Source organism: Pseudomonas sp. LBUM1674 (genome assembly GCF_059695635.1).
On record NZ_CP166779.1, the window covers coordinates 140,866 to 153,614 of the forward strand.

Here is a 12,749-nt window from a genome sequence, read left to right on the forward strand (position 1 = left end):
AGGGAAAAATCCGCGCGATCATTGCGCCTCCCGGCGTCGGGTCAGGCACCAGGTCGCCAGGCTGAGGGCGTCCTGGGCAGACAGGCTGGCGGGCGCGTATTGACCGACAGGCTGCTTGAACGCCAGGGCTTCGCGCAGGGCTTCGTCGCTGTGCACGGTAAAGGGCAGCAGACGCGAGGCCAAATGCTTGCGCCAAATCAGCAACAAGTCGCGCTGCAACTGGCTGCCGGGGTCAAAACGGTTAACCAGCAGCGGCGCCGTGCCGCCTTCCTGCAGCATCAATACATGGCAGGCGGCGTCGGCTTCGGTCACGCGGATCGGGAACGGGCACGGGCCGATCGCTGAGTGCCCCGGTAAACGCTGGGGCAGATCGAACAACACCCAATCGTAGTGCGCCGTCAGGCTTGCCTGGCGCCGAGCCCAAAGAATCGGGTCGTCGAGCAGCTGCTGTTCGATACGCATGGATTCTTGCCAGGACAGGCCGCCATAAGGCAAAAGGGCAAACGTGGGTGCCAGGCTCCAGGCCTGGGCATGCCAATCGTCGCCATCGAGCATGGCGCGCGCCCAGCCGAATTTCTCGCTGGCGACCAGATTGAAGTGCAGGCGCAGCAGGTTTTCCGGGCACATATCAACCATCAGCACCCGCTCCCCAAGCGTGTGCAGCGCATAGCCGACAGCCGCCAGAACCGAACTGGTCCCCACGCCGCCACGCACGCCACGCAGACTCAACGCTGTCACCTCAGTGCTCCGAATTTACTCTGCCGGATCGGCTGAGCCACCGGCAATGGCGGCTCCGACGACGCCAGCGTTGGAAAGCCGAACTCTTCGAGCAGCGGCCAGCGGCGCATGGCACGGTTGAGTTCCAGCTGCGCCGAAATATCGACGTATTCAAGGCCGGGCAGCTTCAACTCGACCTTGAGGCGGGCGATGTCATCGGCGCGCTCGGTGCGTGACAGCGCCTGGTTTTTTACTGGAATCTTTGCGGGTAAGGCAGCCATGTACCTTTCTCCTTGATTCGAACATAAGGCTTGCCGGCATAGTCGACTACGACTGTCCCGGCGTTTTCCGATACCGCCGGCGTTTGCGGCAGATTGGCGAGCAGGGTCTGCCAGTCGGGGCTTTGGCCGTCAGGCGCAAGGGGGGACGCGTACAACCGCGAAATGATTTCCGAGAGGGCCAGGTAGCTGCTCGGCTGGGTGACATGGACCGGTCCGCTGCGCAGATTCTTGCCCATGCCCACCAGCTTGATGCCCACCGGAACGTGGGTGATCGAAGGGCTCGGGATCTCGCGCATGCCGGAAATCTGCATGCGGTCGCCATGCAGGGCCGCACCGTGTTCCGGCACGATCACCACAGCCACCCGGCGCCCACTCTTCTCCAGTTCCTTGAGGAAGACATTCAGGTCCTCCAGCAGGGTTTGCGCGCGCGGCTTGTAGTCGGCACTTCGGGTGCCGCCATCGGCGGTCAGGGCACGGTTGCCGTCATGCAAGGTGGTGGTGTTGTAGAACAGCGCCACGCGTGCGCTGTCCTGGCTTTCACGATGTTCCCACCATTTGTCCAGCACATCACGGTCCCGCCAGATCGGCGAGCCGTCGAAGGCGACCAGCGCGCGCTGTAAATCGGCGGTGCTGACAGCCGGCGCCGGCAATGCACCTTGCGCGCGCACTTCATCGATGAAGCCTTCAAACTGGCCGGTGTGGTTGAGCATGACTTCGTTCTCGAAGCCCAGCTTGCGCAAGTCATCCATCAGCAGGCATTGCTCGGGTGCTATCGCGTACAACTTGCTGTGCGATTGCTGGCCGCAACTGGCGCGCAACAGGCGAATCGCCGCCGGGCCACTGTAGGAGGTAGCGGAGTTGAAGTTGTCGAACACCACGTCCATCTGTGCCAGCAGGGCGTTATCGCGCAGGCCGACAGAGTCCAGGTCATCCCAGGCCAGTGAGCAGATGTTGATCAGCAACAGGTCGAACGGCTGCGCCGTGGCGTCCGCCGGCTTGAACTCGACATGCCGTGCGGCTTCGGTGTCATAAAATTTTTGCAGGTAGGCCTCTAGCGTCTTGCTGTCCGGTTCGCCTGACGTGATGGCCTGGGCAGGTGTGGCCGACTGCGCCAGCGACTGCGCTGGCACTTGCAAGGGCCACAGGTTGCTGGCGCTCAGCCAGGCAAAGGCGGCCAGCGTAAAGGTGGTGAGGCGCAGCCACTGGTGGATGAAAAAGTACGCGACCACTATCAGCATCAGCGCGCCGCACAGGTTCCAGTCGATGAAGCGGCCGGCCAGCTCAAGCAGGTACTCCGGGGTGAAATTCAATACCCCGGGCTGGTCGAGCAGGCGACTGAAGGGCGGCAGCCAAGTGTCCTGATAGAGCAGCGCCACTCCCACCGGAACGGCAATCAGCGTGCGCAGGGCGGCCAGATGGCGCTGGCGCACCGGAACCAGCAGCACGGCGGCGAAGACCAGGTTGGGCAATACCTGCAGGTTCAGGTAACCGCCCCACAGCAAGGCCAGCTTGATCAGAAAATACAGATTCCAGCGCCCGAGACCCGGCCAGGTCCAGGCGTTTCGCTGGACGGGCAGGTCGGGTTTTTCAAACTGGCTCATCGGTATCACTCGCAGCAGGCGCTTGAGGCGCGCGCCGACGCATGCCACAGGGCTTCAAATAACGGGGCGACAGGTGTCGCCGCGACCAGCGCAGAGCGCGCTGTTCAACAGCACGCAGCAGCAGGACCAGGGCCAGGGTCATCAGGCAACTGGCCAAGATGACTTGCAGCAGTTGGGAATACATCATGGGCACGGTTCCGACAGTGGCAGGCTGATGCGTTGCGGGGTGTAGCCGGCACGGGCAATCGCCTGGACCAGGTTATCCGTCACTTGTTCGCTGGCCATGCGGTGCGCCTCGGATTGATGGGGCGCGTCGAGAAAGGCCTGGCGAGGCAAGTCATCGACGGTCGACAGCGGCGTGATTGCGCTGAAAATATCGCGCCACGGCAAACGGCAGATATTGCCCAGTGCAGGTTCCAGTCCATCGGCCCGGCAGGCGAACAGAAACAGATAGAAGTACCCGTCGAGCACGCAGGCGATGTCGCCAAAACGGCGCAAGGTGATCTGGTTCAGGTATTGGTCGATGTCCAGGTCACCGCGTGGACGTAACCGCAGCAGTTGGTGGGTGACCTCACCCGAGGCGCCGCTGTAGATCTGGTCCAGCGTGGTGATGAATGCCAAGGGGGCCAGCAAGCCACGTTGGGCAGGGGGGCGCAGGCGATCGAACAGCATCTCGACGTTGGTCACTTGGCGATGCCGCCAGATCTGACCCTGAACGCTGTCCACCAGGCTCAGGAAATGCGCCAGCGGTGTCTTGAACGGCACGATCAGGTTAGCGCCGCAGGCCAGCAACAGGCGCTCGTCGCGATAGCGCAGGCAGGGCTCCATTTCGCGCACGATGACCTTCAGAGCAACGCCGCAACGCTCGCGCAGCGCGTGAAGACGGCGGGCCAGTAGCTCGACTTCCTGGTTGCTGTTCAGCGCCATGATGACACTGGCCGCCCGCGCACGACCCGCCTGCTCCAGCAAGTCATCGCGATGTTCGAACAGCCGCCATTGCTCGGAAAGCGGCGGTGCGCCTTCGAGGACCGAGCGCTGAGTCAAGTAAATGCGCTGATCGTCAGTTCGCGTCTGCGGCGGGTTGGATAGCTGTGTGACGCTCAAGCCGAAGACATCATTTTCAAGTACAAGGTCGAATGCCTGAGCGGCGCATACACCCATTTCGCTGTGCCAGAAGTTCAGCTGGTAGCAAATGCCGCCGTCGCGTCGATAAAGCTGGGCAAGTCCGGAAATATCTTCATTGAGTGCCAACAGGCGTTCGTGCAGCGCAGGCGCCTGGCCGTGGCAGAGCACCAGTAAGGTGCAAGCCCGTTCACTGAGCCATTGGCGCATGCCGTCGATCCATTGTTGCAGCTGGGCGTCGGAGAGGTTTTCCACGTGGCTGGCAGCGAGCATCAACACCAGGTAGCTGCCTTGGCGAATGTTGATACGTGAAAGATCATTCGCGAATGCATTGAAGGCAGCACGAATGGCGGCCTCATCAGGCACCGAAAACATTCTCAGCGCACCGGGGCCGGCATCGCTGGCCATTGAGTCGACCACGGTGGTCGGGTCTTGGCCGCAGCAGGTCAAGGTCGCCGCGTGGGTTTGCTGCAGCGCCGACAAAAACTGACGGGCAATAAGGGTCGCATCGGCCGGGTGATCCAGCGCGATCCAATACAGACCTGCCTTTCGCAGGCATATGTGCTCATCCTGCAGGTGCCGGATGGCCAAAGTCACTTGACTCAAAATCTGCTACTCCCCTGATCCTGAATGCATAGGACGCGCCGGGCTGACTGACAGCCGTGCGAGCCTGACGACAAGAAACCATCCAACGTCCGCGCACAGCCGCATGGCTTCGCAAGCGGGCAGCAGGGAGTTCACGATTGGGATTAAAACGTCTGAATATTGGCGAGATCTGTCCCACAAACTATTTGTGTGTCAGGAAATCGACGATTCCTACCTGCCAAGGATGTGGGTTTTTTCTTAGTTCTATTAGACCTAAGGCACATGGCAGTTATTGCGATGAGGAATGGGCGCGCAATGTGTGATATCAGGTTGGGGGTGTCAATAATTTGGACGTTGGTGCAAGTTTTTTTCCGACGAGCGGTAGGTGTTCTGACATCGCGTCATGAAACTGACGCCATTTTTTGCTATTTCGTTGTCGCCGCTTCGCATGGAGCAACTCAGAACAACACTCTGAATCGGTTTCGGATCCTGAGTGTTCCATTCACGAGACATGTTTGAAGCAGCCTGTTGTTCGCTAGAGGCAAATTCTGCCGAGGCGATCGCCTGAAATATATATATTCCTTATTGATATTTAAAATAACTCTTTTATTCCTATATCTTGCAGTTCTGCGTACCTGCCGACCAATCGGCGCGCCGCACGACACGAACCAACACGGGACCTCCGTGAGTTTCTGATCGACGCGCGCCATTGAGCGCCGTGCGTGGGAGTGATTTATGTCTGCAGCTACCGCTAGCCCAAGCGCCGCGACCATCGCGCCGCAAACCTTCGAAATTCGCCCGTTCAGTGGCGCCGTCGGTGCCGAAATCATCGGCCTCGATCTGTCCCGCCCGATCAATGACCAGGACTTCGCTCGCATTCACCGGGCGCACCTGGATCATCACGTGGTGGTGTTTCGCGACCAACGCATCACCCCCGAGCAGCAAATTGCCTTCAGCCGCCGGTTTGGTGTGTTGCAGATCCACGTGCTCAAGCAGTTCCTGCTGGCCGGGCACCCGGAAATTCTCATCGTTTCCAACATCATCGAAAACGGCCAGTCCATCGGCCTCGGCGACGCGGGCAAGTTCTGGCACTCCGACCTTTCCTATAAGGAACTGCCGAGCCTCGGCTCGATGCTGCACGCCCAGGAACTGCCCGCCGAAGGCGGCGACACCTTGTTCGCCGACCTGCACAAAGCCTGGGACAACCTGCCCGAGGCACTGCGCAAAGCCGTCGAAGGTCGCTCGGCCGCGCACTCCTACACGGCGCGCTACAGCGAAACCAAATTCGAAGGCAACTGGCGCCCGACCCTGACACCGGAGCAGCTCGCTCAGGTCGCGGAAGTGGTGCACCCGATCGTGCGCACTCACCCGGAAAACGGTCGCAAGGCGTTGTTTGTCAGTGAGGGTTTCACCACGCGCATCGTCGGTTTGCCGGAAGACGAGAGCCAGCAACTGCTCGCCGAGCTCTACGCCCACAGCGTGCTGCCGCAGAACATCTATCGCCATCAATGGCAGGCCCACGACCTGGTGTTCTGGGACAACCGATCGCTGATCCACCTGGCAGCCGGATGCCCGAGCCATCTGCGCCGCAAGCTGTATCGCACCACCATCCAGGGCGACGCGCCTTTCTGATTTGTCGGAGAATTTCCATGTCCAAACGACTTCCATTTGCGCCCTTGGCCGCGGCCATCGGCCTGGGTTTCAGCCTGATTGCCGGCAGCCTGGTGGCGCCGACCGCAGCCCATGCCGAAGGTGAAATCCGCATCGCCGAACAGTTCGGCATCGTTTATCTGTTGCTCAACGTGGTGCGCGATCAAAACCTGATCGAGAAGTACGGCAAGCAGGAAGGTATCGACATCAAGGTCGACTGGACACAGCTCTCGGGCGGCGCGGCGGTCAACGATGCGCTGCTCTCCGGCTCCATCGACATTGCCGGTGCTGGCGTCGGTCCGCTGCTGACCATCTGGGACCGCACCCACGGCAAGCAAAACGTCAAAGCCGTGGCCTCTCTGGGCAATTTCCCTTATTACCTGGTGAGCAACAATCCCAAGGTCAAGACTATTGCCGACTTCACCGAGAAGGACCGCATCGCGGTGCCGGCGGTGGGTGTCTCGGTACAGTCGCGCTTCCTGCAATACGCCGCTGCCAAGCAGTGGGGCGACAAGGAATTCAACCGCCTCGACAAGTACACCATCGCCGTTCCGCATCCTGACGCCACGGCGGCACTGATCGCTGGCGGCACCGAATTGAGCGGGCACTTCTCCAACCCGCCATTTCAGGATCAGGCGTTGGCCAATCCCAATGTGCATGTGGTGCTCAATACCTACGACCTGCTCGGCCCGAACTCGCCGACGGTGTTGTTCGCCACAGAGAAATTCCGCAACGAGAACCCGAAGACCTACAAGGCCTTCGTCGAGGCGCTGACCGAAGCGGCGCAGTTTGCCCAGAACGATAAAGGCGCGGCGGCCGATACTTACATCCGGGTCACCAAGGCGAAAATTGATCGCGCTGCACTGTTGAAAATCATCGACAACCCGCAGTTCGAATTCAGCGTCACGCCGAAAAACACTTACCCGTTGGCCGAGTTTCTCTACCGTGTTGGCGCGATCAAGAACAAACCGGACTCGTGGAAGGATTATTTCTTCCAGGATGCCAAACCACTGCAAGGGAGCTGATCGAGATGAACGCCCCCTTGCAAGGCCACACGGCCAGCAACCCGATCGCCGCAGCCCAGGCGCTGCTGTCGGTCGACAAGGTCAGCCTGGAGTACCGCACGCCGCAACGTGTGGTTCGGGCGACCCATCAGGTCAGTTTCGAAATCGATCCGGCGGACCGTTTTGTGCTGCTCGGCCCGTCCGGTTGCGGTAAATCAACGTTGCTTAAAGCAGTCGCCGGATTCATCCAGCCGTGCGAGGGCGAAATGCGGCTGCAGGGACAAACCGTCACTGCGCCGGGGCCCGACCGGATTGTGGTGTTCCAGGAGTTCGATCAGCTGCCGCCATGGAAAACCGTCAAACAGAACGTGATGTTCCCGCTGCTGGCCTCCCGAACCCTGAAGAAAAAGGAAGCCGAAGAGCGGGCGCTGCACTACCTGGACAAGGTCGGGCTGGCGGCGTTTGCCGATGCCTACCCGCACACCTTGTCCGGCGGGATGAAGGCTCGGGTGGCCATCGCCCGGGCATTGGCGATGCAGCCGAAAATCCTGCTGATGGACGAACCTTTCGCGGCGCTCGATGCGCTGACCCGGCGCAAGATGCAGGAAGAGTTGCTACTGCTCTGGGAAGAGGTGCGCTTCACGCTGCTGTTCGTCACGCACTCCATCGAAGAAGCGTTGGTGGTGGGCAATCGGATTTTGCTGCTGTCACCCCATCCGGGTCGCGTGCGGGCGGAAGTCCACAGCCATCAATACGATTTGCACAGCCTCGGCGGCGTGGCATTTCAGGCGTCGGCGCGGCGCATTCATCGCTTGTTGTTCGATGAAGGCCAGTCTCCGGAAACCGAGCGCGAGCTGGATTTTTCCGACATCCGCATCGCTTATTGAGCCATTGAGAGGAGTGCCCGATGAGCCAGTTTTCATCTGCGCGACAAGAATTCGAAACCGTGTTGCAACCCCTGACGAGCGTGCCGCTGGAGCGGGAATTGCCCCTTGGTCAGCGTCTCTGGCAACAGGGCTGGATTCGTAAAAGCCTGATCCTGATTTTGCTGGCGGTGCTGTGGGAAGTGGTTGCCCGTATTCAGAACAACGACCTGCTGCTGCCGAGTTTCGTGCAAACCAGCAATGCGCTGTATGACGGCCTGCTCAGCGGCGAGTTGCTGGGCAAGGTGTGGATTTCCCTGGTGGTGTTGCTCAAGGGGTACCTGATCGGCATCGTGCTGGCGTTTGCCTTGACCACCTTGGCGGTGTCGACGCAATTCGGTCGCGACCTGCTGAGTACGCTGACCTCGATGTTCAACCCGTTGCCGGCGATTGCCCTGTTGCCGTTGGCGTTGCTGTGGTTTGGCCTGGGGCAGAACAGCCTGATTTTCGTGCTGGTACATTCGGTGCTTTGGGCGTTGGCGCTGAACACCTATGCCGGGTTTCTCGGCGTCTCGGAAACCTTGCGCATGGCTGGGCGTAACTACGGCTTGAAGGGCATGCGCTTCGTATTGTTCATCCTGATTCCCGCTGCGCTGCCGTCGATCCTCGCCGGGTTGAAAATCGGCTGGGCCTTCGCCTGGCGCACGCTGATCGCCGCTGAACTGGTGTTTGGTGCTACCAGTGGTAAGGGTGGCTTGGGTTGGTACATTTTTCAGAATCGCAATGAGCTGTATACCGACAAGGTGTTTGCCGGGTTGGCGGTGGTGATTCTGATTGGGTTGCTGGTGGAGAATCTGGTGTTTGATACGTTGGAGCGGGTGACGGTGAAGCGGTGGGGGATGCAGCGGTGAGATAGAATTCCCGTGTCTATCTCCTTTGTCGAATGGTCATTCCCGAGGTTGACAGACCATCTATTCGATTCAGTTCTTGTCGATGAAGTCGAGCGGAATGCCCAATAGCCGGAAAATCTCCTCCGACGGTTACTGTATCAACAGGAGCTATTGAGAATGGTGAGGACGCTTCATCTAATGGACTTGAGAACAAGGCAGGGTCTTGTCTTGAGTAAGCGGGCGGTCTTTGACCAGCGGTTGCGGGCAACATCGTTGAACTGTTGAGAGGATAGGCGGGGGGTGGTAATGGGGGCGCAGCTCCCGGGGTGCGACGAGGGGGGGAGGAGGCGAAGTAAGCAGGGGGGCTGCCGCTAGGCCTCCGGAAGGGAGCCTCGTACCACCCTGTATGTCTAAAGTCGGTGCGCAGTGCCCGAGTGCCAAGATAAGTTGAGGCTGCACTCGATATCACACTTGTAGCGGAAAGTAGTTGAGTAGCTTGGGGGGCATAGTCAAACATCGCCGAAGCTCCGGCAGCGAGACCTGTCAGTCCGGATATCGTCCCGAGACCGTTTGCCAGGCTAAGTCGCCCGCCATTTATAACTAAGCTACTAAGATTTAAGCCTATTCCTAGAATGGAAGTAAAATATCCAAATGCACCGATATCCCTTGCACTGGAAAGCAGTGCAAGTGCGCTCCAATGTCCTGTCGGATCCGAACGATTTACCGGATCCCCCACGCAATACATATACGGATTCAACCCGCCCCGCCCAAACGGACTCCAGCTGTCCGGGCTATGGAAACGCATCAATCGCGGGTTGTACGCACGATAACCGTTGCCCAGCAAATACCAGCAGGTTTGCGCCTCGCGCAGTCCGCCGTTGAAGCCCAACCGCGTCGCGACTTCCTGTTGCGCAGACTGATGGCCGTAGACGGTGTAAGCCAGGCGATTGATGTCATCACCAGCCATTTCGACAAGCACCGATTTTTGGCTATCAGTCGCCAGCAAAACCGTGCGTTGCGTGTTCGATTTCTGTTTATCAACCGGATCTGTTGGGGGCATGGAGTGGCCTTCCCGGGTAAATGAGCGAAGTTAGTGCCGTCCTTTGGTTTTACGCGCTTGCGCCGAGGTTGAGAACTATCAGAACTGCTAGGGTGCCGCATCGCAGGAACACGCTCATTTGTAGGAGCGACGCTTGGTCGCGATGGGGCGGCGCGGTCCCTAGGTAGACCGCGTTATCGTTCATCGCGAGCAAGCTTGCTCCTACAGCGGGGGGATAGGCTGATAGCATTGCGTCTGAATCAATCCTGGTCAGTTAAGAGTGCTCAACATGCAACTCCCGGACATGAACCTCCTGGTCGCCCTCGATGCGTTACTTGACGAAGGCAGTGTGGTGGGCGCGGCGCGGCGTATGAATCTCAGCCCGGCGGCCATGAGCCGTACGTTGACGCGGATTCGCGAGGCGATTGGCGATCCGATTCTGGTGCGGGCCGGTCGTGGCCTGGTGCCGACGCCCAAGGCATTGGCGCTGCGCGAGCAGGTGCGGGATGTCGTCGAGCAGGCGGCTTTGCTGTTCCGCTCCGCCGATGAAGTGGAGCTGGGGAGCTTGCGGCGGCGGTTCAGTATTCGCGCCAACGATTTCTTCGTGGGGGTCTACGGCGGCAAGCTGTTCGACACGATGGAGCGCCAGGCGCCGCACTGTGAGTTGCGTTTTGTCCCGGAGGGCGATGGGGATGACGAAGCCTTGCGTGAAGGCCGCATCGATTTAAGTGTCAGCAACAACCGGCCGCTGATGCCGGAGGTGAAGGTTCAGAACCTGTTTTCCACGCACTTTGTCGGGTTGGTGCGCGAGGACCACCCGTTGTTTGATGAAGAAATCACGGCTGAGCGCTTCGCTGGTTTTTCCCACATCAGTATGTCCCGCCGTGGCATCGCCCGTGGCCCGATCGACACTGCGCTCAACGCGCTGGGATTGGAACGGCGGGTGGCGGTGATTGCGCCGAGTTTCCATGCGGCGATGTTTGCGTTGCCTGATTCCGATCTGATTCTGCCGGTACCCAAGGAGGCGTTGCTGAGTGTGCGGCGTCTGGGGTTGAAGCTGCGTTCATTCACCCTGCCGATTCCGCTGCCGACCCTCATGCTGACCCAGGCGTGGCACCCGCGTTTCGACAAGGATCCGGCGCATCGGTGGATGCGCGAGACGCTCAAGGCATGTTGCGATGCGACGTGGCTGGCCGCACAACCGCCTTCCAACTGAACGCTGACCCCCTGTAGGAGCTGGCTTGTCGGATCGCCGCACCGCAGCGAAGGCGATTTTTCATCCTGCATCTTCATTGACTGGTCCACCGCTTTCGCTGGCAAGCCAGCTCCTACAGGGGGTTTTGTATTGCTGCACCGGACGCACTTATAACTTGCCGATAAGTTGATTTTCGTCAGCTCCCGCACTTCTTAAAATGCTTCGGTAACCCATTCCGGAGCTTGTAACAGATGACTTCCCTCACGGTCACGGCACCTCTTGCCGCGGCCACCCCTGCGGCCGCGGTCACCCCGCCGGCGTTCGGCCCGCGGATCATCATCGGCCTGGTAGGCGTGTTGCTGGCGGTGCTGGTGTCGGGCCTGAACGAGATGGTGACCAAGGTTGCCCTGGCCGACATTCGCGGCGCATTGGCGATCGGCTACGATGAAGGCACCTGGCTGGTTGCCAGTTACACCGCGACTTCGGTGGCCGCCATGGCGTTCGCGCCATGGTGTGCGGTGACGTTCTCGTTGCGGAGGTTCACGCTTTGCGCGATCAGTGCGTTCACCCTGCTGGGCGTGCTCTGTCCGTTCGCCCCTGACTACGAAAGCCTGTTGGTGATGCGTACTTTGCAAGGCCTGGCCGGCGGCGCGTTGCCACCGATGCTGATGACCGTCGCGCTGCGTTTTTTGCCGGCCAGCGTGAAGCTCTATGGCCTGGCCGGTTACGCCTTGACGGCCACCTTCGGTCCCGGCCTTGGCACTCCGTTGGCCGGGTTATGGACCGAACATGTCGGCTGGCAATGGACCTTCTGGCAAATCATCGCACCCTGCCTGATTGCCATGGTCGCGGTGGCCTACGGCTTGCCCCAGGACCCTCTGCGCCTGGAGCGTTTCAAGCAATTCAACTGGCGCGGTTTGCTGCTGGGTTTTCCGGCGATCTGCATGCTGGTGATCGGCATCCTGCAGGGCAATCGGCTGGACTGGTTCGAGTCGAGCCTGATCTGCGGATTGCTCGGTGGCGGGCTATTGCTGTTGGTGCTGTTCCTGATCAACGAATGGTCGCAGCCGATCCCGTTTTTCAAGATGCAGATGCTCGGCATCCGCAACCTGTCGTTCGCCTTATTGACCCTGGCCGGGGTGCTGGTGGTGCTGTTGGCGGTGATCATCATTCCGTCCAGCTACCTGGCGCAGGTCCAGGGTTATCGCCCGGTGCAGACCGCGCCGATCATGCTGCTCGCGGCATTGCCACAGCTGATCGCACTGCCTTTGGTGGCAGCGCTGTGCAACCTGCGCTGGATCGATTGTCGCTGGGTGCTGGGTATTGGGCTGAGCATGCTGGTGCTGTCGTGCATCGGTGGTTCGCAGCTGACGTCGGTGTGGATTCGTGACGATTTCTATGCGCTGCAACTATTGCAGATCTTCGGTCAGCCCATGGCGGTGTTGCCGCTGTTGATGCTCTCCACCGGTAGCATCAGCCCGCTGGAAGGGCCGTTCGCCTCGGCCTGGTTCAATACCGTGAAAGGCCTGTCGGCGGTGATCGCCACCGGTGTGATCGAAGCGCTGACCACGTCCAGGCTGCACTTTCATTCGACCATGCTGGTGGACAGCCTCGGTAACTCACCCCTGGCCGACAGCGACAGCGCGGGCCTTGCCCACCGGCTGCACGAACAGGCCGTGGTGCTGACGGCTTCGGACCTTTATCTGTGCATGGCCGGTGTCGCCCTGGCGCTGATCCTGCTGATTTTCTGGTTGCCGACGCGGATCTATCCACCGCGCGCGCCGACTTGAATGCTCCACTGA

13 protein-coding genes are annotated in these 12,749 nt (G+C 60.1%); 7 read left to right on the plus strand and 6 right to left on the minus strand.

Annotated features, from left to right (window positions below; all coding sequences use genetic code 11):
* Positions 1 to 18: 18 nt before the first annotated feature.
* From bcsQ to bcsE, 5 genes are read right to left on the minus strand one after another with little or no spacing between them, the layout of a single operon-like run.
* On the minus strand, positions 19 to 738 hold the full coding sequence (bcsQ, locus tag ACA067_RS00665; RefSeq protein ID WP_497460184.1) for a cellulose biosynthesis protein BcsQ: 720 nt from the start codon (positions 736 to 738) through the stop codon (positions 19 to 21).
* On the minus strand, positions 735 to 998 hold the full coding sequence (gene bcsR / locus ACA067_RS00670; RefSeq protein ID WP_497460185.1) for a cellulose biosynthesis protein BcsR: 264 nt from the start codon (positions 996 to 998) through the stop codon (positions 735 to 737). The genes bcsQ and bcsR overlap by 4 nt, the downstream gene beginning before the upstream one ends.
* Entirely contained in the window at positions 968 to 2,599 is a 1,632-nt protein-coding gene (bcsG, locus tag ACA067_RS00675; protein WP_497460186.1) for a cellulose biosynthesis protein BcsG, read from the minus strand. The genes bcsR and bcsG overlap by 31 nt, the downstream gene beginning before the upstream one ends.
* A complete protein-coding gene (bcsF, locus tag ACA067_RS00680) occupies positions 2,586 to 2,786 on the minus strand; it encodes a cellulose biosynthesis protein BcsF (protein ID WP_497460187.1) in 201 nt (66 codons plus the stop codon). The genes bcsG and bcsF overlap by 14 nt, the downstream gene beginning before the upstream one ends.
* Positions 2,783 to 4,318, minus strand: coding sequence for a cellulose biosynthesis protein BcsE (gene bcsE, locus ACA067_RS00685; RefSeq protein ID WP_497462704.1), 1,536 nt, complete (start codon positions 4,316 to 4,318; stop codon positions 2,783 to 2,785). Before bcsE ends, bcsF begins: the two co-directional genes overlap by 4 nt.
* A gap of 723 nt (positions 4,319 to 5,041) precedes the next feature.
* Here bcsE and ACA067_RS00690 point away from each other — a divergent pair.
* From ACA067_RS00690 to ACA067_RS00705, 4 genes are read left to right on the plus strand one after another with little or no spacing between them, the layout of a single operon-like run.
* On the plus strand, positions 5,042 to 5,938 hold the full coding sequence (locus tag ACA067_RS00690; RefSeq protein WP_497460188.1) for a TauD/TfdA dioxygenase family protein: 897 nt from the start codon (positions 5,042 to 5,044) through the stop codon (positions 5,936 to 5,938).
* A gap of 17 nt (positions 5,939 to 5,955) precedes the next feature.
* Positions 5,956 to 6,981 (plus strand): ABC transporter substrate-binding protein, encoded by a 1,026-nt coding sequence (locus ACA067_RS00695; protein ID WP_497460189.1) that lies wholly within the window; start codon positions 5,956 to 5,958, stop codon positions 6,979 to 6,981.
* 5 nt (positions 6,982 to 6,986) lie between these two features.
* Positions 6,987 to 7,847 carry an ABC transporter ATP-binding protein gene (locus ACA067_RS00700; protein ID WP_497460190.1) on the plus strand — a complete coding sequence of 287 codons (861 nt, stop codon included), beginning with the start codon at positions 6,987 to 6,989 and terminating at the stop codon, positions 7,845 to 7,847.
* 20 nt (positions 7,848 to 7,867) lie between these two features.
* Positions 7,868 to 8,734, plus strand: a complete 867-nt coding sequence (locus tag ACA067_RS00705; protein WP_497460191.1) for an ABC transporter permease — start codon at positions 7,868 to 7,870, stop codon at positions 8,732 to 8,734.
* Positions 8,735 to 8,750: 16 nt separating this feature from the next.
* Here ACA067_RS00705 and ACA067_RS00710 read toward each other — a convergent pair whose 3' ends face one another.
* Positions 8,751 to 9,602 carry an RHS repeat-associated core domain-containing protein gene (locus tag ACA067_RS00710; RefSeq protein ID WP_497462705.1) on the minus strand — a complete coding sequence of 284 codons (852 nt, stop codon included), beginning with the start codon at positions 9,600 to 9,602 and terminating at the stop codon, positions 8,751 to 8,753.
* On the opposite strand from ACA067_RS00710, the gene ACA067_RS00715 reads away from it, so the two are divergent.
* The 3 genes from ACA067_RS00715 to ACA067_RS00725 all read left to right on the plus strand — a co-directional run bounded on the left by ACA067_RS00715 (position 9,507) and on the right by ACA067_RS00725 (position 12,737).
* Complete coding sequence (locus ACA067_RS00715) at positions 9,507 to 9,797, plus strand: hypothetical protein (protein WP_497462894.1); 291 nt, start codon at positions 9,507 to 9,509, stop codon at positions 9,795 to 9,797. The two genes, ACA067_RS00710 and ACA067_RS00715, sit on opposite strands and share 96 nt — an antisense overlap.
* Positions 9,798 to 10,041: 244 nt before the next feature.
* Complete coding sequence (locus ACA067_RS00720; protein ID WP_497460192.1) at positions 10,042 to 10,968, plus strand: LysR family transcriptional regulator; 927 nt, start codon at positions 10,042 to 10,044, stop codon at positions 10,966 to 10,968.
* A 230-nt stretch (positions 10,969 to 11,198) separates the two neighbouring features.
* Positions 11,199 to 12,737 carry an MFS transporter gene (locus tag ACA067_RS00725; RefSeq protein WP_497460193.1) on the plus strand — a complete coding sequence of 513 codons (1,539 nt, stop codon included), beginning with the start codon at positions 11,199 to 11,201 and terminating at the stop codon, positions 12,735 to 12,737.
* Positions 12,738 to 12,749 lie beyond the last annotated feature (12 nt).